General features: G+C 48.1%; 21 protein-coding genes. 7 read left to right on the top strand and 14 right to left on the bottom strand.

The genetic code is table 11. The features are described from left to right. Window positions 1-92: 92 nt before the first annotated feature. On the bottom strand, window positions 93-3,191 hold the full coding sequence (locus tag FSB84_RS26235) for an AsmA family protein (RefSeq protein WP_130540802.1): 3,099 nt from the start codon (window positions 3,189-3,191) through the stop codon (window positions 93-95). Window positions 3,192-3,295: 104 nt separating this feature from the next. Here FSB84_RS26235 and FSB84_RS26230 point away from each other — a divergent pair, with 104 nt between their 5' ends. The 6 genes from FSB84_RS26230 (at window position 3,296) to FSB84_RS26205 (ending at window position 8,045) form a co-directional block, all read left to right on the top strand. Beyond that, window positions 3,296-3,904: a TrmH family RNA methyltransferase gene (locus FSB84_RS26230; protein ID WP_130540801.1), complete on the top strand. Its 609-nt coding sequence runs from the start codon at window positions 3,296-3,298 to the stop codon at window positions 3,902-3,904. A gap of 32 nt (window positions 3,905-3,936) precedes the next feature. Then, window positions 3,937-4,425, top strand: coding sequence for a TlpA disulfide reductase family protein (locus tag FSB84_RS26225; RefSeq protein ID WP_130540800.1), 489 nt, complete (start codon window positions 3,937-3,939; stop codon window positions 4,423-4,425). Window positions 4,426-4,711: 286 nt separating this feature from the next. Then, window positions 4,712-5,494, top strand: a complete 783-nt coding sequence (locus tag FSB84_RS26220; RefSeq protein WP_130540799.1) for a hypothetical protein — start codon at window positions 4,712-4,714, stop codon at window positions 5,492-5,494. A 45-nt stretch (window positions 5,495-5,539) separates the two neighbouring features. After that, the gene (locus tag FSB84_RS26215; RefSeq protein ID WP_130540798.1) at window positions 5,540-6,325 is read left to right on the top strand and encodes a hypothetical protein; all 786 of its coding nucleotides are present in this window, start codon (window positions 5,540-5,542) and stop codon (window positions 6,323-6,325) included. Between the two features lie 167 nt (window positions 6,326-6,492). Next, complete coding sequence (locus FSB84_RS26210; RefSeq protein WP_130540797.1) at window positions 6,493-7,254, top strand: hypothetical protein; 762 nt, start codon at window positions 6,493-6,495, stop codon at window positions 7,252-7,254. A gap of 65 nt (window positions 7,255-7,319) precedes the next feature. Continuing rightward, window positions 7,320-8,045: a hypothetical protein gene (locus FSB84_RS26205; protein ID WP_130540796.1), complete on the top strand. Its 726-nt coding sequence runs from the start codon at window positions 7,320-7,322 to the stop codon at window positions 8,043-8,045. A gap of 302 nt (window positions 8,046-8,347) precedes the next feature. Here FSB84_RS26205 and FSB84_RS26200 read toward each other — a convergent pair whose 3' ends face one another. The 8 genes from FSB84_RS26200 to miaB form a co-directional block, all read right to left on the bottom strand. After that, the gene (locus FSB84_RS26200) at window positions 8,348-8,956 is read right to left on the bottom strand and encodes a thioredoxin family protein (protein WP_130540795.1); all 609 of its coding nucleotides are present in this window, start codon (window positions 8,954-8,956) and stop codon (window positions 8,348-8,350) included. Window positions 8,957-8,992: 36 nt separating this feature from the next. Further along, window positions 8,993-9,952, bottom strand: coding sequence for a YihY/virulence factor BrkB family protein (locus FSB84_RS26195; protein ID WP_130540794.1), 960 nt, complete (start codon window positions 9,950-9,952; stop codon window positions 8,993-8,995). Between the two features lie 16 nt (window positions 9,953-9,968). After that, the gene (gene mltG, locus FSB84_RS26190) at window positions 9,969-11,024 is read right to left on the bottom strand and encodes an endolytic transglycosylase MltG (protein ID WP_130540793.1); all 1,056 of its coding nucleotides are present in this window, start codon (window positions 11,022-11,024) and stop codon (window positions 9,969-9,971) included. A gap of 77 nt (window positions 11,025-11,101) precedes the next feature. After that, a complete protein-coding gene (gene secG / locus FSB84_RS26185) occupies window positions 11,102-11,443 on the bottom strand; it encodes a preprotein translocase subunit SecG (protein ID WP_130540792.1) in 342 nt (113 codons plus the stop codon). Window position 11,444: 1 nt separating this feature from the next. Then, window positions 11,445-12,386 (bottom strand): hypothetical protein, encoded by a 942-nt coding sequence (locus FSB84_RS26180; protein ID WP_130540791.1) that lies wholly within the window; start codon window positions 12,384-12,386, stop codon window positions 11,445-11,447. A gap of 40 nt (window positions 12,387-12,426) precedes the next feature. Continuing rightward, window positions 12,427-12,957 (bottom strand): LPS assembly lipoprotein LptE, encoded by a 531-nt coding sequence (gene lptE, locus FSB84_RS26175; RefSeq protein WP_225979894.1) that lies wholly within the window; start codon window positions 12,955-12,957, stop codon window positions 12,427-12,429. Then, a complete protein-coding gene (locus FSB84_RS26170) occupies window positions 12,941-14,206 on the bottom strand; it encodes a sigma-54 interaction domain-containing protein (protein WP_130540790.1) in 1,266 nt (421 codons plus the stop codon). Before FSB84_RS26170 ends, lptE begins: the two co-directional genes overlap by 17 nt. A gap of 37 nt (window positions 14,207-14,243) precedes the next feature. Further along, window positions 14,244-15,662: a tRNA (N6-isopentenyl adenosine(37)-C2)-methylthiotransferase MiaB gene (gene miaB, locus FSB84_RS26165; RefSeq protein WP_130540789.1), complete on the bottom strand. Its 1,419-nt coding sequence runs from the start codon at window positions 15,660-15,662 to the stop codon at window positions 14,244-14,246. A gap of 111 nt (window positions 15,663-15,773) precedes the next feature. Between miaB and FSB84_RS26160 the strand changes: the two genes are divergently transcribed. Then, window positions 15,774-18,209 (top strand): TonB-dependent receptor, encoded by a 2,436-nt coding sequence (locus FSB84_RS26160; RefSeq protein ID WP_158644126.1) that lies wholly within the window; start codon window positions 15,774-15,776, stop codon window positions 18,207-18,209. 143 nt (window positions 18,210-18,352) lie between these two features. Here the strand turns inward: FSB84_RS26160 and FSB84_RS26155 are convergent, their stop codons facing one another. The 5 genes from FSB84_RS26155 to FSB84_RS26135 all read right to left on the bottom strand — a co-directional run bounded on the left by FSB84_RS26155 (window position 18,353) and on the right by FSB84_RS26135 (window position 25,035). Next, window positions 18,353-18,637, bottom strand: a complete 285-nt coding sequence (locus FSB84_RS26155; protein WP_130540787.1) for a hypothetical protein — start codon at window positions 18,635-18,637, stop codon at window positions 18,353-18,355. 553 nt (window positions 18,638-19,190) lie between these two features. Next, window positions 19,191-20,444 (bottom strand): acyltransferase family protein, encoded by a 1,254-nt coding sequence (locus tag FSB84_RS26150; protein WP_225979893.1) that lies wholly within the window; start codon window positions 20,442-20,444, stop codon window positions 19,191-19,193. A 48-nt stretch (window positions 20,445-20,492) separates the two neighbouring features. Then, window positions 20,493-21,836 carry a TolC family protein gene (locus FSB84_RS26145; protein ID WP_130540785.1) on the bottom strand — a complete coding sequence of 448 codons (1,344 nt, stop codon included), beginning with the start codon at window positions 21,834-21,836 and terminating at the stop codon, window positions 20,493-20,495. A 38-nt stretch (window positions 21,837-21,874) separates the two neighbouring features. Then, complete coding sequence (locus tag FSB84_RS26140; RefSeq protein WP_130540784.1) at window positions 21,875-22,543, bottom strand: ABC transporter ATP-binding protein; 669 nt, start codon at window positions 22,541-22,543, stop codon at window positions 21,875-21,877. A 125-nt stretch (window positions 22,544-22,668) separates the two neighbouring features. Continuing rightward, window positions 22,669-25,035, bottom strand: a complete 2,367-nt coding sequence (locus FSB84_RS26135; RefSeq protein WP_130540783.1) for an ABC transporter permease — start codon at window positions 25,033-25,035, stop codon at window positions 22,669-22,671. Window positions 25,036-25,062: the final 27 nt, after the last annotated feature.

Genomic DNA, 25,062 nt, shown 5'->3' with positions numbered 1-25,062 from the left:
CGTAAGTTCTGATCTTATTTGTTTTAAGGAGGGCAAAAATAGGGGAAAACGGCTGTAATAACCGGTACCCCCCTGTTTTTTTGGTAGTTTCATCATTGCTTCGTACTATCCGCGGCTGCTTTCTTTTTCTTAAGGAGGTTATTGAGTAATCCTTTCCCCGTATTCTCCAGGTCTTTCTTCACGTCTGTCTTTTCACCTGCAGCAGTATCTTTCTTACCGCTCAGTTGTTTGGCCAGTTCGTCTTTCAGGGCAGCTGCGGCCTTTTTCTTCGCAGATTCCAGTGAATCCTTCGCCTGTTGTTTGGCTACGGCCAGCGTGCTGTCGGCTGCGCGTTTCTTCGCTTCCACAAATTCTTCGGCCTGCGCCTTCATGTCCTGCGCCAGGCTGCCGCCGGATCCTTTGAGATCAGTCTTGACAGCAGGATTGGTAATGGAGCCGCCCAGGTTCACCTTGAAGCTGATGGTTTCGCTGATGTTCACGGGAATGCCTTTGGCGTTTGCCTGTGAAGCCAGGTTGTTCACCAGCTCATTGGCCTGGCTGCCCAGTTTGGCGCGGGGCACCTTGAGGTTGATCACATAATCCAGGCTTTGGTCCAGGCCGTGCATACCGCCGATCTCCATATCGATATCCTTCACCTTTACATTGAAAGGCTTCACCAGCACTTTGCCGTTGGCGAATTCGAAATAGTTCTTGATATCTTTTACGGAGAAGTTTTGAAGATCGGTCAGGTTGAGCGTACTGGCCAGTTTATCGAGCGGACCGAATTTGCTGAGCACACCCTGCAGTAAAAATAGTGTACCCTCGCCCGTTAGTGAGCTGAGATCCGGCATCATATCCCCGCCAAGCTGACCTTTCACACTCATCTTCGAAGTGAGTTTGCCGGCAATGAATTTACCGATGGGCATCAGCTTCTGAACAGTGTTGTAAGCGAAGAAAGTCTTCTGCACGTCGAGGTTCTGTACATCATAAGTAAGAGAGATGTCTGGTTTCTTTTTATTCACGCGGGTGGAGTAGGAGCCGCTGAGGCCGATGGTGCCATCCAGCGCTTCCAGCTTCACATCGCGCATGTACACGGTTTCATCGGCCAGTTGCAGAGAGCCGCTGATATTCTTATAATCCACTTTATCATAGTGAAGGCTGTTCACTTTTGTATTGAGCGCGAATTTGATATTCTTCGGAACGAGGAAAGGATCGCCGGCTGCTGCAGGAGCCGCTGCACTGTCTTTCTTTTCTTCAGCCGCTGGTGCGGCAGTGGTGGTGCCCATGAATTTATTGAGATCCACCTTGTCTGCATTCACGTTGAGCGTTCCTGCCAGCGGCTCATCTTTCAGCGCATAACCGATGAGGTTATCGAAGCTGCCATTGGCATTGAAATTCGTTTGCATGAAATTACCCGCCAGGTTGTTCACGGTAACGTTCTTCGGATTGAAGGTGAAGAGACTGTTGGTGATGTTCACGCCATCGGGATAATCCTTCGATTTGTAAGAGATGTTCGTGGCCTGTACGGTACCGTTAGTCTGGATGGCATCGTACTGGCTTTTATCGATCATCGATTTCTTTCCTTTGAATGCAATATTGGCGTTCACCTGTCCGGCCAAAGAAGTGCCAGGTTCGAAGGCATAGAACTGGGCTACATTGGCCAGATTGAATCCGCCTTTGATCGTTCCGTCAAATGCAGGATCGGAGGCAGGTGTCTGCAGCAATAATGTGAGGTCGGCAATATCTTTTCCTACTTCCACATGAGCGGCGGGGATCTTCACTATGGTGTGATCGGGCACTCCATCAGGATTGGTTACGTCGATGCGTGCACTGGTATTCTGGATCGGCGCAGGGAAGTCGGGTGATGAATAGAAAAGTTTGCTGATATCTATAAAACCCTGTGCAGAGAATTGTCCGGGTTTTTGTTGTGTAACCACGGCCATATTCCCTTTGGCTGCGATATCCGCATTCACGAGGCCGGCGAGTTTGGTGCCATTGGGCAGTTTCACAAATTGCGTGATGCCTGCCAGGTCCAGTTTGCCTTTGGCGCCGGCATCGATGTATTGATCCGTGACAGGTTTCTTCAGCAGCAGATGGAAATCGAAAGGATCGGAACCGAATTCGATATGCGCTTTGGGAATTTCCACTACGGCATTATCGGTTACGCCATCGGGATTGTCCACTTTCACCTGGAGATTGATATTCTGCACAGGCTTGGGAAGATCGGGGTATTGGAAGAAACCGTTCTCCACCTGGAGATTGAGATTGTAGGCAGGCATTTTTATGCTGCTGTAAGTTCCTTTCACGAAACCGTTGAGCAGGGCCTTACCGCTGGTTTTCACTTTAGCGAAATCATTGGCATATACAGCGGGGATAAGACTGAGGATGCTCTTGAATTCTGTGCTGGGCGCATTGAAGGCGATGTCCATATTATAGGTACTATCGTTCACCAGCTGGAAGAATCCTTTGGCGGCGATCTTCAGATCGTTCAATGCGATCTCTTCTGTATTGAAAGTGTATTTGCCGATCCTGCTGTCTATTTCGATATCGAGGTCGATATTGGTCTTTGTGCGGGCCAGATAGGGAATGCCTGCATAGGTGAAGGTAACGGCAGATGCGTTGGTGCCGGTGCTGAGCGTGAAGACATCGGCGGTAAAATCCCCGGATCCTTCGTGGGTGAGGTGATTGATCTCGGCGCTCATGCCACTGGTGGCATCTGAATACTGCACATAGGCATCACTGATAGCATACTTCTTCAGGTTCATTTTGAAGGAAGAAGGCTCTTCGGGCGATTCCGGTGTTGCAGTGCTGGTATCGGGCAGCATGATATCCCAGTTGGCCTTTCCCTCTTTGTTAACGAGGGCATGGATCCTGGGCTGATCGATATTCACACGGGTAACTTTGATCTGGTCTCCGAACAGGCTGAAAAGATCAACGGCAGCGGAGATCTCCTTTGCGCTGATCAGTGTGTCTTTGCCGAAGGGCTCGGGGCCGGTGACCTGCAGATCCGTCAAGGCAACGGAGGCGCTTGGAAAGTGCCGGAAGAAACTCAGGCTGAGGTCTGTAAAATCCACTTTGGCAGCAACATTCTTGTTGATCTGCTCTTTAACGATTTTGGCAATCTTGTCTTTGAAAAGATAAGGCGCTGCAAAAAGGATGATGAGCAGCACCAACAGAGTGATTCCTGTTATCTTGAAGATCTTTTTCAACATAGGCCATATTGGGTTTAAGTGGCGTTAATTGTGAACGAAGATAATAATTTAAAAATACCACGTAATATTGCCAGCATTGAGGAACCTATCTCAATTTTATTAATATGACACCGGAACGTTACGAGCGATTGGTATCTGTATTGAACAAGCGTCAGAATGATCTTTGCGTTGTGCTGGAGAACGTATTCGATCCACATAATATATCAGCTGTGATGCGCACCTGCGATGCGGTAGGAGTGCAGGAGATCTATGTGCTCAACACGAAGATCCCGCGTCACAAGAAATTCGGGGCCCGCAGCAGCAGCAGTGCGGCCAAATGGCTCACGGTACATCAGTTCACGGATGCGGCGGCCTGTTTTGCTGCGCTTCGTGCAAAATATGAGAAGATATTAACTACGCACCTGAGCAGTGATGCAGTAGATTTGTATAGCATCAATTTTGCGGCAGGCAGTGTGGCGCTGGTATTCGGGAATGAGCACAGCGGTGTGAGTGATGAGATCCGCGCGCTGGCCGATGGCAATTTCGTGATCCCGCAGGTGGGGATCATCCGTTCTCTGAATATTTCCGTGGCCTGTGCAGTGAGCCTTTATGAAGCCAAACGGCAGAAAGTGCTGGCCGGGCATTATGATCAAAGGAGGTACAGTGGAGAGGAGCTGGATAGTTTGCTGGAAGACTGGAAGCTGCAGTTGCAGGAGCCTGATGCAAATACTTAGAGAGTGGGCGCCCTCCGATAAATTTTACTATTATGAAACGATCCGTTTTTCTTTTCCTTTTGCTGTTTCTAACCATTACCGGTTTCCCGCAATCCGTAAAGAAACTGAAGATCGATCAATTGATTTCGTATATTGATAGCAGTGACCATCCGCTGGTAGTTAGCTTCTGGGCCACATGGTGTGCACCCTGTGTAGAGGAGATCCCCTGGCTGCAGACAGGAGTGGAAAAGTATAAGAATGAAAAAGTGGAACTGATGCTTGTGAGCCTCGACTTCGATTCAGAATATCCCGCCGGTTTACAATCCTTCATCAAAAAGAAAAATTTCAGCGCCACCTTCTTCTGGCTGGATGAAAGCAATGCAGATTATTTCTGCCCCAAGGTGGATGAGAAATGGAGTGGGGGTATCCCGGCCACGCTGTTCATCAACAAAGCCACCGGCTATCGTAAATTCTTCGAACGCCAGTTGACAGACAGACAGGTGGAACCAGAAATAAAATTACTGATAGCGCCCGCAAAATAATCCGCATTAACCGAAATCCTCTTTCGCAACCTGCTATAACGCATATCCCTGATCGAAAATTTATTCTGCCCCTTATTGCTCATTCAGTTGTCTTATCCTTCGATTCAAGGCAGTATTCCGCATTTGCGGTATGCCGGCTGATCCTGCACGTTCATTAATCACTAATTTTGCAGCCACACTCTGCGATTCTATCTTCCTATCCAAAAACTTCTTTTCAGATTTCAAGCCTCTGCCTGTTTACATCCGCCATTGAAGGATTTTTTCACTGTTAAACCTATAATCTTTTATGCAACATGTATTTCGATCCGCTGCTACCTTTCTGGCGATAGGCGTTGCGTTCCTGTCTGTTTCCTGTAACAAAAAAGCAGAGGTGCAAAAACTTGCGGGTGATGCCGCAGCCAATTACTGGCCGGACCAACGGTATTGTAATATCGATTCCATCAAGATCACCAATGAAAACAGATGGTACAAGTTCAGTTACAACTCTTTTGGTAACCCGGTAAGCATCATAACTAACAATACGTCTACCGGAAATCCCAACTGGTTCTTTTACTACGATGCCAACAGGCGTATGAACAAGTATATCCGGATGTATGATAACCAGGGTGATTATTTTGAAACCTTCAAAAAGTTTGTTTATGGTCCCGGCAATCGTGTTACTTATGATTCGTCCTGGGTATTCGGAATAGTGGTGAATGGCGAACCCACCAATTATGTGGCTTCCCAGGTGACCACTTATTATTACGACTCCCTGGGGCGCATCAGCAGGACCTGGACGGCTTTCATTGAGTTTCCGGGAGAGGGTTTCGAAAAGACCTATAATTACGATGCCAATGGTAACCTCATCAAACCCGGCATCACGTATGATAACAGGAACAATATCCACAATACCAATAACTGGTGGAGGCTGATAGACAAAGACTACAGCAAAAACAATCCTTACAGGGCTTCTTCTTACATCGGTTACTTGTTGCCGAGAGATTTCTTCTCTGACCTGAACACCAACTACCGTTATTTCCTGGATATCGATATGCCGCATGCCACCTTCACGTATCAATGCGGTAATTAATCCTCTTTGATCTCTTATTTTTCATCAGTTAAACTCTTATTCTTTATGCAACATGTAATTCGCAACGTTGCCGCCTTACTGACTACCGGCCTGGTATTCCTGTGTGTTTCCTGCAACAAAAAATCAGATGGCCTGAAAGTGCCCGGCGAAGCCGAAGCCAACTACTGGCCCGATCAACGCTATTGCAATATTGAATTTATTCAGGTTACCAATTCAGACAGGTGGTGGAGATTCAGCTATGATGCTTATGGCAATCCTGACAGCATCATCACCGGGTCTACCTCCACAGGGAACCACAACTGGCTCTTCTATTATGATACCAAAAGGCGCATGAACAAGTATATCCGAAAGTTCGATAACGTGGATATGTTCTTCAGGTATACGAAGTTTTTTTATGGCCCGGACAATCGGGTTACTCATGATTCATCCTGGGCATTCGGCAACGTGGTGAACGGTGAACCGGCCAATTATATTTCTTCCAATGTAACTACTTATAGTTACGATAGCCTCGGCCGTATCAGCCGTACTTACACTGTTTTTGCTCAATCGCCTGAGACCGGCTTTGAAAAACTGTATACTTATGATGCCAACGGAAACCTCATCAGACCCGGTATCACATACGATAACAGGAACAATATTCACAATACCAATAACTGGTGGAGGCTGATCGACAAGGATTACAGCAAGAATAACCCATACAGGGCAACTTCTTATATCGGTTATCTGCTTCCCAGGGATTTCTTCGCCACCTATAACGATGGTAATTCCAGATATTTTCTGGAACTGGAAATGGAGCCACACGCTACCATAACTTATCAATGCGGTAATTAACCTGCGCGCCTATTACCACAAAATAGTATTGGATCAGGCTGAAATTTGATGTAATTTCACCTGATCCAATTTCTGCTTTACCTCCCACACATCCTTCCCTTTCTCATTGCTATTGCCAACCCTGTTAAAACATAGTAAGGGATTACTCACACTCAACCTATACTGTTATGACAAGGAACAGCAGGAGGCTCTTCGTTTGCCTCACACTCATCGTTCTTACGTTTGTAGCCTGTAATAAAGTTGGTGATTTCCTCCGCAGCCAAAAGGATGGGGACATCAAATATTGCAATATCAAAAAGATCAGCTTCACCGCCGGCAGTCCCCGTACCTACACATTCACCTACAATGCCCAGGGGTACCCGGTTTCAGCCATCGTGAGTCTAACCGGCACGGCCGTACCCAATCACTTTTTCTTCTACGATAAAAAACAAAGACTGGTACAGCACGCCGGACATTACGACAATGGCCTCTACGAATTCCACAAAAAATTCCTGCACGACTCCAAAGGCCGCATCATCCGCGATACTGCCTGGTGGTGGGGAGAGATCATTAACGGGGAATACGGTCCTGCCCTGGGCTTCAACGTTACGGATTACAAGTACGACAAATGGGATCGCATGATCGAATCCAAACTCACCTGGTTCGATAATTCCGGCTCGCCGGCACTCATCACCAAATATGAATATGATGCCGATGGCAATCTCATCAAACCAGACACCCAATACGATAACAAGATCAATTATAACCGTACCAATAAGATCTGGATGTTCGTCAACCGGGATTACAGTGTCAACAATCCTTTCCAGGCAGCCACCTACAATCAGAACAAGCTGCCCTTGAATATCGGCCAGGATCCTGAAGGACCCAACCGCGCTAATTTCTTCGGTCTGGGCATGGACCAGGCTGTTTTCGAGTATATGTGCAAGTGAGCGATTTCTTCATCTCTAATATAAACCATATGAACCTATCCGGTAACACCATTCGAGTGTGCTCAATGGCGGCAATCCTCCTTTTTTTTGCAGGTTGCAACAAGCTCTACGATTACATCAAACACCATCCCGGCGGTATCGAAGATGATTGCAGGATCAAAACCATCACCCATCGATACTACGGAAGCACCCGCACGCTGACTTTCGAATACAACAAACTCGGCAATCCTGTGCATATCAGCAATGACGACTGGGGCACAGGCAATCCCAACCACAGGTTCGTGTACGATAAAAAGAACAGGCTGATCCTCTACAACGGCTATTACGGCGATACTACCAATTTCGAATACAGGATCAATTATTACTACGATAAACAGGACCGGGTAACGCATGATTCCAGCTGGTTCCTGGGATACTACAATCCCGATGGAAGTATCTTTTCCTTTTCGCAATATGTTACTACGTACAAATATGATCAGTACGGAAGGATCAGTCGCACTATCCAGCGTGATCTCCTCTATCATTATCCCCCTGATACCACCCTTTACAATTATGATGGGAAAGGCAACCTCATTGATCAATTTGCTGAGTACGACAATCAGACCAATTTCCTGCGCACACATCCACTCTGGATGTTCCTCAACAGGAATTACAGCGTCAACAACAACTTCAAAGCTGCCGGATACAATAAGAAAGGGCTGCCACTGAAAACAAGTTATCCGCATACCAGGTACTTCGACTTCCTGTGGTTTGTGATCCCAGATGCGGATTTCACCTGGGAATGTAAATAGATCCAGTTCCCGGTTTCAAAAAGAGTTTGCCATTCTTTGGCAGACTCTTTTCTACTTTATCTCCTGCCCCCGTAAGAGGGATTGTAACAAGCTGCACACCCACTAATTTTACTATCTGCGTCCTCCCTTTTCAAATTCATCGTTCCTTTTAAAGTTGCATGGATTCACCATCCTTCAGGCCCGTATTTCATCATTAATACAATACCAATATGAACAATACCCCTGATCCTTCAACCCCCGTAAAACAGAACAGCCCGGATCCTGTCAGATCCGGGCTGTTTCAAAGATTTTAAAAACGGGGCTTAACCGAGTCGCTTGATGGTGCATCCCACAGATTTGGAAGTCTTCACACTCACTTCCTTTCCGCCACTGATCTCTGTTATGGCTTCCTGCAGGTGCTTGCGGCTTACGTTCTCTGCTTTACCGGGACTATCATCGATGGCGCCATGGTACACCAGTTTTCCTTCTTTATCGAAGAGGAAACATTCGGGTGTTTTGGTGGCGCCGAAAGCATTGGCCAGCTCGCTGTTCTGATCAACTGCATAGTACCAGTTGAATCCTTCTTTGGCTGCATAGGCTTTCATGGCATCGAGTGATTCTGAAGCTGAACGGTTGGCTTCATTGGCATTGAGGAATATCACGCCCACATTTTTGTCGAGCGCAAATTTGCTTACTTCATTGGCGCGTGATGCGTTGTTGATCACTACGGGGCAGGTATTGCAGCTGAACATCACCAGCAGTCCGTTGGACTTGCGGGCATTGTTCAGTGAAATGTCCTTGCCGGATATATCTTTCATCACTATCTCACCCTTAGGCATAGCCGAACCGATTGCGAGCGGCTCGTTGCCGGATCTGAATGCCAGCATCGCCAGTGCAGGCAGCATCAGGCTGAACAGGAGTTTTCTTTTCATGACGATTTATTTATGTATACAAAGTTTACGAAAAAATCATGGAACGGTCACGCCGCTTGTCTCGTGTCTCGCCCTTTCATCCGCAAGCGCTTTGAGGGAGTGTATGCTCACATTGAGCTCGTACCCGATCAGCAGCACCAGGGCATTGATATAGATCAGTGTCATAGCCACAATGATAGTGCCAATAGATCCATAGAGTGCGTTATATTTTCCGAAATTGCTCACAAAGAAGCTAAACCCCAAAGTGGCCAGCAGGCTGAGGAAAGTGGCCAGGATGGAGCCTGGGGAGAGGAGTTTCCAGCGTTTTTGCATGGCAGGCGCATATTTGTAGATGAAGGCGATAGCATAGAATACGAGCCCAACAATCAGTACCCATCGGAAGAGGCTCAGGATAGCGGCCCATTTGGCGCCTACGCCCAGCCAGCGCAATACCACGCCCTGCATGGCTAAAAGGATCAGACAGGCCACCAGCAGGCCCAGGATGATGAAGGTGAGCTTAATAGCCATCCAGCGGCTCTCCAGGTCGCTACGCTTTTCAAAGCCGATATAGTTCTTGTTGAAACTGCGCATCAGCCCCATCATGCCATTACTGGCAAAGAAGATCAGCAAAAAGAAACCGAAGGAGATCAGACCAACGCGTGGCTGGTTCAGGAAGCCATCCACAAAATCGATGATGCCCTGGTTGTATTCCTTTGCTGGAATGATATCGTTGATCAGGTGATGCAGCTGCAGTTCGATGGTTTCCTTTGGAATGAAAGGCAGTTGGGGGATCAGCGTAAAGATGAACAGGCAGGTAGGGGGAATGGCCATGATGAAGTTATAGGCCACTGCTGCGGCGCGTTCCGTGAGCCCCACTTTTTTCACCTGGCTGAGAAAGAACAGGATCACATCATACAATGGCACTTTGTCGAAGCCCGGCAAAATGATATGCTTGCTCTTTTCCGTGAGGAATTTCACAGGAGGCAGGTTCAGTAAGATGCGTTCAAGTTTGGTCATGCCGCTTCTCCGGTTTTTATTTTTGTGTGCCGATATCTTCTTTGGCTGCCTGTCTTTTCGCCATTACAGAGTCCAGCGCTTTCTGGAAGGCTTTGGCATTCACCAGGTGCTCGGTATAGGTTTCGCTGAAAGTATGCCTGCCGGAAAAATCACTCTTCGCTACAAAGAAAAGATAATTGGTAACAGGTTGGTCCAGTACTGCGTCTATTGTTACCAGTGAGGGCGTACAGATCGGTCCCGGAGGCAGCCCTGCTACACGATAGGTATTGTACGGGCTTTCTGCCGTCAAATGTTTCAGGTAGATCCTGCGAAGGGTGAAATCGCCCAGCGCGAATTTCACGGTAGGATCGGCCTGCAGTTTCAATCCCTTCTTGTAGCGGTTGTAATATACACTGGCGATATTGCCTTTCTCTTCATTGGCATTTGTCTCTTCCTCCACGATGCTGGCCAGCGTATATACCTGACCGGGAGTGAGGCCCAGTTTGGCGGCCTTTTCTTTTCTTTCATCGTCCCAAACCTTCCTGTACTCTGCAAAGAACTTTTTGAAGATGCCGGTAGGGGTGTTGTTCCAGAAATAGGTGTAAGTATTTGGATAGATGGCCGTCATGATACTGGTGGAATCGAAGCCATATACTTTCATGGAATCTGCATTGTTCATATAGTCCATCACGGAAGCTGAATCACATTCGAAGCGGCGGCCGATGAGGGCTGCCAGGTCCTGGCGCGTACGCAGTTTGGTGATCACCAGGTTCACGGGGCTTTGTTGTCCGTTGCGCAGCATGCGTGCAATATTGAAGAGGCTCATTCCTTTGCGGATCTCGTAGCGGCCTGGTTTGATCTTCTGGTCCAGGTCCATCCGATGACCAATCCACTCGAAGGATCCCGGGTTCTTCACCAGGTGGCTGTCGCGCAGGGTTTTGATCACTTCCGGGAAAGTGGCCTGTCCTGTTCTGATGTACAGGTATTTGTGTTTGCTTTCAAAGGGCGTGTTGGAGGTAAAGAATCGCATACCAATCACAGCTGCGGCAAGCAGCAGTACGATAAGCAATCCCAGTATCAGTTTTTTCCACATGATGTTCCGGATTGATGCTGTAAATTAAAAAACCCTGCTGATTTCAGCAGGGTATATTGAAAAAGTTGAAATAAATCTTAAGGCTGTGTTGCGGGCTGTTGCATAGGAACAGTGTTGGAAGGCTGTGCTGCAGGAGGCGGAGTAGCCGCTTTGGGAGCTGCAGTAGGAGGCGCATCAACACCTTTGGCAGAACCGCCGGCAATGAAGAAAGAAGAGAACAGGCAGAGCAGACCGATAGCTACAGCCATTACCCAGGTTCCTTTTTCCAATACGTCAGTAGTTTGCTTCACACCCATGAACTGGTTGTTGAATCCTGCGATGTTACCTGCCAGGCCACCACCTTTGGGATTCTGGATCAGGATGAACAAGCTGATCACGGCAGTCAGGATAATGATCAGCACCAGGAATAAATACATCATATCACAAAGCTTTTAATTGTTGTATACGGTCTGCAAAATAAGGGCTTTTGACCGGATTCTGCAAACTTAATTTCTCGTAGATGGCAATGGCTTTCCGGTAGTTACCCTGTTTTACCCAAACTTCCGCCATCGCTTCAGTTACAATGTCTTTACCCTCGATACTGGTGTCTGCAATGTTCTGAATGGTCTGCTGTGTGGTATCGTCCAGGGCGGCGCCGTTGATGGCGGCAGGGCCAACGCGCTTCATACTGCGCAGCCACTCGGTAAAGCTCTTCAGCTGCTGACCCAGTTTGTCTTTGGCCAGTTCTTCCAGCTTCAGCTTGATGCCCTGGCTGGCGAAATAATCGATGGTATGATAGGGATCAAATCCGATCTCGTTGATAACTGTTTGCGGCGCTGCTGCGGCAGCTGCTTCTGCCAGTGCTACGGCTGACGGAGCTTCTTCCTTGTTCTCCGCTTTGAGTTCTGCAGGCTTTTGCTCTGTTTCGGTTTTGGCAACAACAGGCTGGCTGGCAATAGCGGCCTTGTGCTCCACTGCAGGATCGGAGATATTGAGAGAAGGTGTTGCTGCGGAAGCCTTGTTCTCGATGGCAGTGATATCCCCTGAAGCAGACTCTGTATGGGCAACCACCACTTTCTCGTGCTCCAGCTCGGGCTCGTCGGTCATGGTGATGGCGGCTTTCAGCCCTTCGAGATTGGCTTCGGGATGTTCCTGCAACTGCCAGTAAAGCCATGCAGGGTTGTTGAAATATAAACTGGTGCGAAGCGCCTGGTCATGGAATGCTTCCTGGTTATCGTGACGCATTTTTTCTGCCAGCAGGAACTGGCCGATGATCGCATACGGATAGTCGTTCGTAAACTGTTGCAGATCGGCTTCCGCTACATCGTGCAGACTGTTCTTCTGAAAAAAATGTTGAACGATGGATTGAATATGTTGTTGCATGAACAGGGCTTGTATGTTTCGCTGTTGATTGATGATGGACCTACCAGTTGGAGAAGATCTTGTTGAAGATCTCGTCTGTCATATTCTGGATGATGGTTTCCGTCAACTGGGCCTCTGCCTGCTGGAGGCTGAGATTGGCCGAGAATTCAAAGCTGCGGGAAACCGGGGACTCGAAATTCTTGGTAGGGTCCTGGTTATTCTTGAACCTGACGGTAACGGTAACGGTTAAACGGTTGGTGGCGGCCTGCTGCTGGCTGATACCGGAAGTGGTAACGGAATAGTCGCTGATGAATCCACCAATATCGTAATCCGCATCCTCGCTCTGCACCAGGGTGAGGCGGGTCTGGTTGTTCACCTTCTGCCTCAGCTTGTCTGTGAGTTGCGGGCTCAGTTGCGGGTTGATATACCTTGCCTTGTTATCGAAAAAGTTCACCCTCGCGGTCTTGATCTTCTTATCGATGGTAACATCATTGAAAGTGTAGCAACCGCTGAAAAGCGCTACCAGCATGCATCCTGCGAGGAGCAGGCTGAATCGTACGGAATGCAGGGCCATATTACTCTTTGATATCATATTCTTTCAACTTACGGTAAAGGGTTCTCTCACTGATGCCCAGATCGGTGGCGGCATCCTTTCTTTTTCCCTTATGTTTTTTAAGCGCTTTGATGATCAGTTCCTTTTCCTTGTCCATGATGTTCAGGCTCTCTTCCACTTCCTCATGATGGTGGATATCATCATCGTGATGGATCATCACCGGTTGCATGGCTCCCTGCACGGCAGCGGGCTGGGAGTGGGGGATGAACCCGGGGGAGCTGCTCAGCACTTCCTTGTTCTTCAGTTCATTGATCAGTGCCTGGTTCTGCGCCGCGGCCATGCCGGGGTTTTGCAGGATCTCCACGAACATCTTCTTGAGCTCGGTCACATCTTTCTTCATATCGAAGAAGAGCTTGTACAGGATCTCGCGCTCATTGGCAAACTCATGTCCGTTGGCGGAACCGCCGCCGGGCTGCGGACTAACCAGCACGGGTAAGCGAGAAAAGTCCCTGTCCGGCAAAAAGCGTCTGATCTCTGATCCGGTGACCATCTTATCGTTGGCCAGCACGCTCATCTGCTCTGCAATATTCTTCAGTTCGCGCACATTGCCGGGCCAGGAGTAGTTAATTAACATCTCTTTCGCCTCCTCGTCCAGTTGCAGGGGAGAAGCTTTGTACTTCTCTGCAAAGTCAACGGCAAATCTGCGGAAAAGCAGGCCAATGTCTTCCTTCCTGTCTCTCAATGCCGGAACGCGGATGGGCACAGTGCTCAACCTGTAATAGAGGTCTTCCCTGAACCTCCCTTTCTGCGTAAATTCCAGCAGGTCCTTATTGGTGGCGGCAATCACGCGCACATCTGTCTTCTGTACCTTGGAGGAGCCCACACGGATGAACTCACCTGTTTCCAGTACGCGCAACAAACGTGCCTGAGTGCCCAGGGGCATTTCACCGATCTCATCGAGAAAGATAGTGCCGCCATTGACAGTTTCAAAATATCCTTTGCGGGAATCCACGGCTCCCGTGAAAGAACCTTTTTCATGCCCGAACAATTCTGAATCGATGGTGCCTTCGGGTATCGCGCCGCAGTTCACCGCAATAAAGGGATTGTGCTTGCGGGCGGATAACGCATGGATCACCTGCGAAAATGCTTCTTTACCAGTACCGCTTTCACCATTGATGAGAACGGTAAGGTCTGTATTGGCTACCGTGGCTGCCACCTGCAATGCGTAATTCAGTGCGGGTGAATTCCCGATAATACCAAACCGGTTTTTGATTGATTGGATATCCATATTCACAACTCGTTTAGCTCCTTTCTGACAATATAACTTATACGATTTCTCCCAGTAGCGTTGCCTTGGTGCAATCTGTGACTTTAACCATCACGTAATCGCCTTTGTTCACTTTATGGTCGCCTTTGGGAAAAACCAACATTTTGTTCTGACTGTTCCTGCCTTTCCAGTCGTTCCCGCTTTTCTTGCTGTCGCCTTCGATCAGCACCTTGAAGGTCTTGCCAAGATCGCGGACATTGCTTTCATGACTGAGCTTATTCTGTAAATGCACGATCTCGTCCAGCCTTCTCTTCTTCACATCCTCAGGAATATCGTCCTCATAGCGGCGGGCGGCAAGAGTGCCGGGCCTTTCGCTGTAAAAGAACATATAGCTCAGGTCATATTTGCTGTATTCCATCAGGCTCATGGTTTCCTGGTGCTCTTCTTCGGTTTCGGTACAGAAACCTGCAATGATATCGGAGCTGATGCCACAGTCGGGCATGATGGCCCGGATCCTGTCTACTTTTGCGATATACCATTCGCGCGTATAGGTTCTGTTCATCAGCTGCAACACGCGTGTGGAGCCGCTTTGAACAGGGAGGTGTATGTATTTGCAGATGTTCTCGTACTTCGCCATGGTATGCAGCACTTCATCTGTAATATCTTTCGGATGTGAGGTGGAGAAACGAACGCGGAGCAGGGGACTGATCAGCGCTACTTTTTCCAGCAGTTGCGCAAAGTTCACTATTGTATCGGTGGATTCATCCACCCAATAATAACTGTCTACATTCTGTCCCAGTAATGTTACTTCTTTATAACCTTCATCAAACAATACCTGGCATTCATTCACGATGCTGATAGCATCCCTGCTTCTTTCCCTTCCCCTGGTGAAAGGCACCACGCAGAAAGAGCACATATTGTTACAGCCGCGCATGATGCTTACAAATGCAGAAACACCGTCGCCGCCGAGGCGCACAGGTGCAATGTCTGCATAGGTTTCTTCGCGGCTGAGAAGAACGTTCACAGCTTTTTGTCCGCCTTCGGCTTCTGTGATGAGAGAAGGCAATGTGCGGTAGGCATCGGGGCCCACTACTATATCCACCAGTTTCTCTTCTTCGAGGAATTTTGATTTGAGGCGTTCCGCCATACAACCGAGCACGCCGATCAATGCGCCGGGCCTGTTCTGTTTCACTTTGCGAAGATCGGTAAGTCGTTTGCGAACGGTTTGTTCGGCCTTCTCACGGATGGAGCAGGTATTGATAAGAATGAGATCGGCTTCCTCGTAATTACGGGTTGCGCCGAAACCTCCTTCCTGGAGGATGGAAGCCACCACTTCGCTGTCCGCGAAATTCATCTGGCAACCATAGCTTTCTATATAAAATCTTTTGCTGAATTGTTGCACACCAGCCTGTTCAGGGGCAAAGGCTTCTCCCTGGCGGCTCTCGTCATGTTTCTTCTGGGTAATGAAATCCAACATTGCAATCTGAAATTAAAGGGGCAAAGATAGGGAAAAGTCCTGGTAAATGACAGGATGACAGTTGTTTGTCTGTATACGGGTTTGCGTTATCTTTACGCGTGTATGCCCCTAATGAGACCATTGCTAATTGTTTGCTGCTGCCTGCTATTGGTAACCTTATCAGCCTCCGGCCAGGATAAGCAGTCGAAATCCGCCCCGGGCCTGATCACCGGCAATGTGATAGACACCCTGCAGAAGGCTGTTGCCGATGCTTCGGTTTCCCTCCGTCCGTTCAATGATTCACTCCCCACGCGCAATACCCGCACAGACCAGAACGGGAATTTCGAGTTCGAGCACCTTCCTTTCGGTTATTATAAATTATCCATCAGTTATGTGGGTTTCCGTCCGCTGACGCTGGACAGTATCTGGATCCGCGCCGAGCGTTATGATTTCAATATGAGCGATCTCACACTCAAACCCAATACCGATACGGCTTTGGAAGAAGTGGTGGTGTATGCTGAAAAGCCCCTGATCCAGAGCCGTGATGGCAATATCACTTTCAATGCCGGCGAATCCGCGCTCAGTGCGGGCTCCAATGCAGCAGAACTGCTGAAAAGCGTTCCGCTGGTGGCCAACGATCCCGATGGTAAACTGGTGGTGCGCGGCCGCGAACCCAAAATACTGATCGACGATAAGCCTGTTGAGCTGAATGCACAACAACTGGCAGACCTGCTGGAAAGCCTTCCCGGCAGTATGATCGAAAAGATCGAAGTAATGACCAACCCGCCGCCGCAATACGCCAATGAACAGGGCGGTGTGATCAATATCGTTACCAAAAAAGGCAAAGTAGGCATGGGAGCAAGGCTCACCCTCACCGCCGGTACGCGCGGTGAATATGGCGTCAGCGGCAATATCAATTACCGGAAAAAAGGACTGGCCGTGAACCTCAATATGGGATTCGCCTACAATGAATTCGACGGATACAGCCGCTCCATGCGCGAAAACTTCAGAAAGGATTCCACCAACTATTATGCAACGGCAGGACAGAGCTTCAACAAGGGCATCCGCCCCAATGCCAGGCTCAACGTGGATTATGAGCTCGACAAATGGAACCTCTTCAATATACAGGCAACCTATAGCCAGGCCGTTACCCGCAACAAATCGGATAACGAATACACCAATATCAACCGCTTTCATGAAGTATACAGGATCAGCCAGCGGTCCATTGCCACTGAAGGCAACAATATCAGCCCGGTGATCAATTTTACGTATACGCGTAAGGGTAAGAAGCCGGGAGAATCGCTCCGCTTCATTGCAGGTACGAATACTGCCTGGAACAATAGCGACAGAACCTTTTATGAAGTTCCGCTCAATCCGGATTATACGCAACGCGGAAAAGACAGTACACAATTGCAATACAACGAAACACATAACAAGGGCTATAATGCCAGGGTGAATTACGATAAACAACTCAGTAATAAAAAGACTTCCATTAGTACAGGCGCCTCCTACGTGTATGAACTGAACGATATCGATGTGGATGTATATGGATTGCGCAGCGTACCTGTGAAAGAGCTGATGCCGAATACCAACCTCAGCAACAGTTTCGATTTCCGTCAGCGCGTCAGCAATATCCGTGCAGCGGTGAAGCAACGGCTTTCTGAAAGCCTGTCGGTTACCGGCGGCATCACGCTGGAAAATACCGATCTCCGCTTCACGTTGAAAGAAGGCGCAAAGGCGGACAACAATTATTCCACCTGGCTGCCCTTCTTCACGCTGAGCAAAAAATGGGAGGAAGTGCTGAGCGTGAACCTCAGTTACCGCAAGAGCATCAGAAGACCGGGCATCAATCATATGAACCCGACAGTTGATATTGCCGATACCAACAATCTCCGTTTCGGTAATCCGGACCTGCTGCCTTCCACATCACATAACTTCGACCTGGTGTTCGGAAGAACTACCGACAAGTACTTTCTCAACCTCAGCCTCGGCTACAATAAAGTGAGCGATATCTTTTCTCAGTTGCGGTTGCCTGCGCCGAACGATACCAACAAGACCACCACCAGCTGGTACAATATCGATGGGAGAGAAGAGTATGAGATCAGTACCTGGAATGGATATACTTTCTCCAAAGCGCTCCGCGTGAACCTGAGCGCCAGCTATACTTTCAACAAGTACAGCAGCAGGAATACCAGCTTCATCAATGGGGGGACTTTCACATCCAATTTCAATGGCAATTTTGTGCCGACCGATATGTGGAATATCACCACCGGTATTACATATAACCGATTTGCAAATCCGCAGGGAACAGTGCGCAGTAATCTTCGCATGAATTTCGGTGTGCAACGAAAACTGCTAAAGAAGAAACTGGTGCTTACATTCAATATGATCGATCCGATCGCAAAGCAGGAGTACCGCAGCTTCACCACAACGCCCGCCTACAATATCGAATCGCTGAGCAGTACCAATACCCGCAATTACAGGATCACCATCGGGTATAATTTCACGCAGCTGGGTAAGAAGAAGAAACCAGCGACAAAGAAAGCCACAGGTACATTGAAAAAGTAAGCGACCTTGATTCCGGTCAATTTTATGGAAGATTTTTCCTTTCTGCAGTAAGATGTAAGAGCAGGCTATTTTATATTTGTGTTCTCCTTTCAACAATCAGTGAGCTGGTATTATTGAACCGCCTGATTGAGTTCTCTTCAAAGCTATTTGTTTCGCGCTTTTTTTGTTTTCCGGTCGGCAAGTAATTGGTTGTACACGAGGTTGATCATCTTTTTTTCATCAACATCAAAGTACTCAGCTATGCTGATGATCTTGCCAACGCGTATTCTTGTTACGTTATTGATATAGCCTGTGAGTGTGGCGTGGTTGGTGCGGAGATGATTGATAATGGGAGTGATGTCGTAGTAGTCAAATATCTCTTTGAAAAGCGTGATTTCGCCTTTGTCTATCATCGAACGGATCTGCTTTAATTGCTTTTCCTTGTTCATGACGCAAATAAACAGAGAGCCGCCGGATTGATTCTTATATAAGTATACTTAGTACTTTAAAAAAGAATCTTTAGTAATGAAGTAGTAGGATATTTACTTTTTTTAGTAAGAAAATGTACTTATTTTAGTACGAATGATACTGATTCATTTCTTCGTTCACAAGGATTCAGATTTGCGATAATAAACTACCACCTGATTCCCTGACATAAATCATTTCAAACTTCGGTTTCCGCATCGCAGCGTTAGGTCTCACTAAAATCCGATTAGTGATGCTTAATTAGATTAATGGAAAAAAAGAGGGCTCTCAACAGAGAGCCCCTCTTTAAAAAAATCATTTTAATTTTTTACGTACACTGTCTTTCATGTGGGTAAGGCATCATGTACGCTGGTTGAGGTTTTGAAGGAGCAGCAGGCATCCATTTCCATGAGATGACTGTGGCAGCCCCTGGCTGATACTTTAGTTAGCAGACCGGATCGCCGGTGATTGCTTTGAACCTTTAGTGGTATTCGTGAAATACTGGGGTGTGCCTATTGGAGGTACACCCTTTTTTATTTACAGGTAGCGCCTGATTACCGGGATCTTTCGAAGGCAGCCTGCAGTGAACCAGCTCAACGTTACTGACACAAAAAACACGATGATGAATTTCAGCCATGCAGCAATCGCCCATTCCATCAGGCCAAACTGCATCCAGACCACAAATACATAATGCAGCAAATAGATGAGATAAGCATTGGCGGATAAGGATCGCCACCAGGAATTGGTTGTATTCGCTTTTGTTCTGAACAGTCCGATAAAAGCCAGGCAACTGGCTGCACAGCTGGCCGCATACACGGTATAGTATATCAACCAGGCTGTATTGGCGTGCAGCCTGTTTTCCATAACGAGGGCTCTCAACCATCCGCATGTTGTGTTGAGTGTGATAAGCGCGTACAATAAAAGCGACAATGCCAGCCAGCTTTTCCAGCGGCCAATCACGGCAGCCTGTACATTGAAAATCCCCTTATTGAATTCGGTGGCGCCAATGATCACACCCAACAGGAAATACCCGGCATAAGCCAGTATCCTGCTCAGTTGAAAATCAAAAGGCCCCCAGCCGGTCCAGGTACCCGCGCCAATATTGAATGCAACAGGTACGTATAATATCCAGGTGACCAACAAGAGCAGCATGAAAAAAAGAAAGGGTTTGTTTTGCAGCGTATCGAGCCTCATGCCTGCCCTGGCAATATTATTTTTTGCCAACGGATATACAAACGCAAACAAAGCATTGAACGCAAACAACACCCAGATGAACCAGGGCGGGCCTACGGGCCATGCTTCGATAGTGAAGAAATCCTTCACATATGCTTCAATGTTAGTGTTGTTCTTAGCGATGATCCATGCCGGAAAATATGCTATCAACATCAATACTGTGCCGGGGAAGAGGAAAGGTATGAACAACCTGGAGAACCTGTCTTTTGTAAATTGCCAGCCTCCTTTTTTCTGCACACTCTTCACCAGGAAAAGGCCACCTATGAAGAACATGAGGAACATGAAGAAAATATCATTGTAATTTTCGAAGATGTCCATCCCCACCCAACGATGCGGATCCACTACAGGATGCGTGCTCAGGATATAAGCATCTTTGTTGAAGCTGGCAAAACTGGTGTAAGACAGTGAAGCGTGATGGGCCACTACCAGCAGGGTAATGGCCGATCGCAGGTTATCAACCCAGTGATCACGGTTCGTATTGTTTGCAGTCATAGCTGATTGTCTGCCTGTCAAACGATACAGGCCGTAAAAAGTTACAGCACTGTCCTGCATTTGCATAAAAAAAGGGCATCCCGTTGGAGATGCCCCTCTGCAGTAAGATATGGTCTACCAGCTTAGTTTTCCCTGGTAATAATCAAGGATCCTCGTCCTGAGCAGAAAATCATAACGGGCGATGATCAGATCGATCTTGGAATTATCCAGTTTGTTCTTCGCAATGAGATAATCAACGGAATTGGAAGCGCCATTGTTGAAACGGACTTCAGCAGCACGAAAGTTCTCTGCATAGCTGCCCACCTGGTCTACCAGGGCCTGGTAGCGATTAAGGGTAGCCGTCATATTGAGATGGTCTCTTTCGATATTTTGTCTTAACTGAATTCTTGTGTTCTCTGCATAATACTCTGCCTCTTTCAGTGCGATCTTCGAAAGCGAGAGCCGGTTCCTGTTCTGAAAACCGCTCATGAAGGGGATATAAACACCTACACCTACATTGGTGCCCCGGTTGTTCTTGAGCTGATCGAAATAGGGGATCTTCTTGTTGGCGGTATCAACAAAGATACTTTGGTAGCTGGTGTTGTAGCCCGCGCCCAGGCTCACGGTAGGGAAGAGCCCGCCGCGTGCGGCTTTCACATCTTTCTCCGCGCTTTTCTTCACCAGGTCCACTGCCTTTACCTGCGCCAGTTGTTCCAGTGCAGATTGATAAACGGCATCGGGTGTGGTGGAATAGGTCATATCGAATTGTTCCAGGCCGATGCGTTCCACGGTGAGACTTTCATCATAAGTGATATTCATCAGCTGCGCCAGGCGGAGCCTCGCATTGTTGAGCTGATTTCGTGTATCGATGAGGGATAGTTTGTTGGCAGCCAGCTGTCCTTTCAGATCGAAGTAATCCGAAGGTTTGATTGCGCCTTCCTCATGCATGATGGCCAGCCTGTCTACCTGCTTCTGCGTTACCTCTGTGAGTTGTTCCGTTTGCTGGAGCACATCGGTAAAGCTGAGCACATCCAGGTAAGCGAGGATCACGTTGAGGGTAAGCATATCCCTGGCCTGCTGCCATTCCATTCTGCCGGCATCGAACATGTATTGACGCGCTTTCAGGTTATTGAAAAGACGGAAGCCGTTGAACAGGGTTACATCAGCAGACAGAGAAATGTCTGCGGCCGTATTGTTCGTATTGGTATAGCTGTTATTGGAATAATCGATGGTGCGGCCCTGACGGAGATTGTGGCGAACATCGCCAATCAGGCTGGGCAGCATGGCGCCTTTGGCGCCGCGCAGCGATATGAAATCACGCTGAGAATTGAGGTCGGCCAGTTTCACATCCATATTGTTCTTCAGCGCAGTTTCCACGCATTGCTTCAGCGTGAGCACAGCAGGGGCGCTTTGTGCATGGAGGTTAATGGTCACAATAAGGGCAAGGCAGCATCCCGCCAGGAATTTTCCAGCTCTCATGGCTTTGATAAATTGAATGGTCTCTAAATTTTATACGGTTATTGCTCTTGTTCAATCCTTCCATCCAGCAGGTGAATGATGCGGCTGCCATAGCCGGCATTCTTCTCGGAGTGTGTTACCTGGATAATGGTGACGCCTTCCTTATTGAGTTGTTTGAACAGGTCCATGATCTCTTCACCCTGCTTTGAATTGAGGTTGCCTGTTGGCTCATCGGCCAGCAGCAACTGTGGTTTGGCTATCAGTGCACGCGCGATACCAACGATCTGTTGCTGTCCGCCGCTCAGCTGTGTAGGGAAGAGATCTTTCTTTCCCACGATCTGGAAGCGGTCCAGCATATCAGCCACCATCGCTTTGCGTTCATTGGATTTTACATTCTGATAGATCAGCGGCGTTTCGATATTCTCATACACGGTGAGCTCATCAATCAGGTGATATGCCTGGAACACGAAACCGATATGTTGTTTATAGAGGGCCGAACGTTGTTTCTCTTTCAGACTATGTACGGGCTGTTCCATGAACAGGTATTCGCCTTCATTGAAATCGTCCAGCATACCAATGATATGCAGGAGGGTGGACTTGCCGGAACCTGAAGGTCCCATGATGGAAACGAACTCGCCCTGGTTGATGGTCAGGTTCACGTCTTTGAGCAGGAAATTCGGTTTGCCGCCAACGTTCACCCATTTTGAAATATGTTTCAGTGATAACATGATAATGATTTTGTGATAATTGTGCCAGAACCTAAGATATATGATTTTCAAAATTTTACATAATTCCGGCACAATTGCGCAGTCCGTTTCCGATACAAAAACCGTCCGGTACTGATACAGTCGTTCTATTCGCTTCTCAATGATTTCACGGGGTTGGCCAGGGCCGCTTTGATGGTCTGGAAACTGATGGTGAACAAAGCGATGGCTAATGCTGCGATGCCGGCAATCACAAATGGCCAGGCATTCATACTGATCCGGTATTCGAAATCCTGCAGCCAGTTGTTCATAGCCCACCAGGCAAGCGGACATGCAATCAGGATAGCGATGAACACGAGTATCAGGAATTCTTTACTGAGCAAACCGAACAAACTGCCCAGTCCGGCTCCCAGCACTTTGCGGATTCCGATCTCGCGCACGCGCTGTTCAGCCGCAAACATCGCCAGCCCCAGCAGTCCGAGACAGGAAATGATGATAGCCAGACCTGCAAAACAGTTGGATAATCTCTCAATCATGGTTTCGCTTGCGAATGTTTTCCTGAATTCCTCATCGGCAAAATCATAGGTGAAGGGGAATTTGGGATTGATCTGTTTGCTGATGGCTTCCATGCTATTGAGTACCGCTTGTGTCTTACTGCCTTCCACGCGCACCAGGGCATTCCCCCAGTTAACATTTTCGCGCAGGTGCATCACCAGAGCATTGATGGGCTCATGCATGGAGTTGAAATGAAAATCCTTCACCACGCCAATGACAGTTCCTTTGGTGCCCCAGAAAGTAAAGGGCTTTCCTATCGGGTTCGTATAACCGGTTTTCTTTACAGCAGCCTCATTGAGAATGAAACCTGCGGTATCTGTACCAAATGCTTTGGAAAAATCCCTTCCTTCCAGCATCGTCATTTGCATGGTCTTTACAAAATCATAGCCTACACCGATCTGCGTAAAGAGTGGTTTGGAATTGGGTTCTTTTCCTTCCCAGTCCACGCCGATAGTACTGTTGCCGATCACAACAGGATCCTGCTCTGCCCTGGTAACACTGCTAACTCCAGGAAGCTGACCCACCTGTTGTTTGAACAGACTGTAATATTTTTCAGGCTCGCCCAGCAGCATTACTTTAACTATATTCTCGCGGTTATAACCCAGGTTCTTGTTTTGGATATAGCGCACCTGCTGTGAAATAATGATGGTGCCGATGATCAGTAAAGAAGACAGGGTGAACTGGAACACCACCAGTCCTTTCCTGAACCAGTTGGCGGAAGAGCTTACTTTCAACACACCTTTCAATACCACGATGGGTTTGAATGATGAAAGGAAGAGAGCAGGATAACTACCACTCAGCAGTCCGGTTATCAGCAGCAGTCCCAGGATGCAGGCCCAGAAAGTCCAGTCTGCAAATGGAAAGGCAATTTGTTTTTCTGTCAGCTGATTGAATAAGGGCAAAGCCAGGAAAAGTAGTGCCAGAGCCACTATCATGGCAATGCCAGCCACTACGATGGCTTCTCCGAGGAACTGCCTAACCAATCCGAACCTGACAGCGCCCACCACTTTTCTCACGCCGATCTCACGGGAACGCTTGATCGATCTGGCGGTGGTGAGGTTCATGAAATTGATACAGGCGATCAGCAGAATGAATACAGCTATCAGGCTGAATAAACGCACGTATTCGATCCGGCCTCCACTGAGTACACCATCCTTCATATTGCCATACAGGTACCGGTCGGAGAATTTCATCATGTATAGCTCGATGCGCCAGCCCCCGTTTTTGTCCAGGTGCTGATCCATATAATTTTTGATCTTCGCTTCCACTTTGGCGGGATCGGCATTTTTGTGCAACAGCAGGGTTGTTCTGGGACCATTGTTATCCCATTGTTTGATCCAGTCCGCTGTTTCCATCAGGTAGTTCCAGTTGATGATATAGTCCCAGTGTGCGGTGCTGTTCTTTGGCATGTCTTCATACACGGCAGTGATCTTGAAATCGCGCCTGTCGTCTGCGCGCAGTGTTTTGCCGATCGCGGCCTGCGTACTGCCGAAGAAGGCTGTGGCCATCTTCCGGGAAATAGCGAGGCTCAGGGGATCTGCCAACGCAGATTGTGCAGTGCCTTCCAGTAATGGAAAACTGTACATCTTGAAGAAATCACTGTCTGAATAACTGCCGGTCATTTGCAGGATCTTATCGCCCAGTTGAAAAGTTGTCTGGTCTTCCCAACCGATGGAGGCGCTGTGTTCCACTTCCGGAAGGATCTGTTTCAGCTCACGGGCCAGTGGTCCGGGCGTGCCAAAACCTCCCTGCACTTTATTGTCGAAGAACTGTCTTTCGTATACAGAGAACAAGCGGTCCTTGTTCACATGGAACTGGTCCATGCTCCGCTCATCCAATACCCACAACATGATCAGCAGGCTGCAGGTGAGTCCCAGGGCAAGCCCTACGATATTGATGACGCTGAACACCTTGTTCCGTTTCAGGTTACGGATGGCTACAATAAAATAGTTCTTCAGCATATACTTTGTTTAGGATGTCAGGTATTT

It is taken from the genome of Pseudobacter ginsenosidimutans (assembly GCF_007970185.1).
Taxonomy (GTDB): Bacteria; Bacteroidota; Bacteroidia; order Chitinophagales; family Chitinophagaceae; genus Pseudobacter; species Pseudobacter ginsenosidimutans.
The sequence above is the reverse complement of the archived record's forward strand: the minus strand, read 5'-3'. Positions and strand labels throughout refer to the sequence as shown.

Bases quoted from the DNA above. Each gene is read 5' to 3' on its own strand.
- miaB (WP_130540789.1), bottom strand. From the start codon at position 15,662: ATGTTGGATTTCATTACCCAGAAGAAACATGACGAGAGCCGCCAGGGA.
- FSB84_RS26155 (WP_130540787.1), bottom strand. From the start codon at position 18,637: ATGAACAAGGAAAAGCAATTAAAGCAGATCCGTTCGATGATAGACAAA.
- FSB84_RS26225 (WP_130540800.1), top strand. From the start codon at position 3,937: ATGAAACGATCCGTTTTTCTTTTCCTTTTGCTGTTTCTAACCATTACC.
- FSB84_RS26210 (WP_130540797.1), top strand. From the start codon at position 6,493: ATGACAAGGAACAGCAGGAGGCTCTTCGTTTGCCTCACACTCATCGTT.
- FSB84_RS26220 (WP_130540799.1), top strand. From the start codon at position 4,712: ATGCAACATGTATTTCGATCCGCTGCTACCTTTCTGGCGATAGGCGTT.
- FSB84_RS26150 (WP_225979893.1), bottom strand. From the start codon at position 20,444: ATGCAAATGCAGGACAGTGCTGTAACTTTTTACGGCCTGTATCGTTTG.
- FSB84_RS26140 (WP_130540784.1), bottom strand. From the start codon at position 22,543: ATGTTATCACTGAAACATATTTCAAAATGGGTGAACGTTGGCGGCAAA.
- lptE (WP_225979894.1), bottom strand. From the start codon at position 12,957: ATGATATCAAAGAGTAATATGGCCCTGCATTCCGTACGATTCAGCCTG.
- FSB84_RS26205 (WP_130540796.1), top strand. From the start codon at position 7,320: ATGGCGGCAATCCTCCTTTTTTTTGCAGGTTGCAACAAGCTCTACGAT.
- FSB84_RS26215 (WP_130540798.1), top strand. From the start codon at position 5,540: ATGCAACATGTAATTCGCAACGTTGCCGCCTTACTGACTACCGGCCTG.
- FSB84_RS26135 (WP_130540783.1), bottom strand. From the start codon at position 25,035: ATGCTGAAGAACTATTTTATTGTAGCCATCCGTAACCTGAAACGGAAC.
- FSB84_RS26200 (WP_130540795.1), bottom strand. From the start codon at position 8,956: ATGAAAAGAAAACTCCTGTTCAGCCTGATGCTGCCTGCACTGGCGATG.
- FSB84_RS26145 (WP_130540785.1), bottom strand. From the start codon at position 21,836: ATGAGAGCTGGAAAATTCCTGGCGGGATGCTGCCTTGCCCTTATTGTG.
- secG (WP_130540792.1), bottom strand. From the start codon at position 11,443: ATGATGTATTTATTCCTGGTGCTGATCATTATCCTGACTGCCGTGATC.
- FSB84_RS26170 (WP_130540790.1), bottom strand. From the start codon at position 14,206: ATGGATATCCAATCAATCAAAAACCGGTTTGGTATTATCGGGAATTCA.
- mltG (WP_130540793.1), bottom strand. From the start codon at position 11,024: ATGTGGAAAAAACTGATACTGGGATTGCTTATCGTACTGCTGCTTGCC.
- FSB84_RS26160 (WP_158644126.1), top strand. From the start codon at position 15,774: ATGAGACCATTGCTAATTGTTTGCTGCTGCCTGCTATTGGTAACCTTA.
- FSB84_RS26195 (WP_130540794.1), bottom strand. From the start codon at position 9,952: ATGACCAAACTTGAACGCATCTTACTGAACCTGCCTCCTGTGAAATTC.
- FSB84_RS26235 (WP_130540802.1), bottom strand. From the start codon at position 3,191: ATGTTGAAAAAGATCTTCAAGATAACAGGAATCACTCTGTTGGTGCTG.
- FSB84_RS26230 (WP_130540801.1), top strand. From the start codon at position 3,296: ATGACACCGGAACGTTACGAGCGATTGGTATCTGTATTGAACAAGCGT.
- FSB84_RS26180 (WP_130540791.1), bottom strand. From the start codon at position 12,386: ATGCAACAACATATTCAATCCATCGTTCAACATTTTTTTCAGAAGAAC.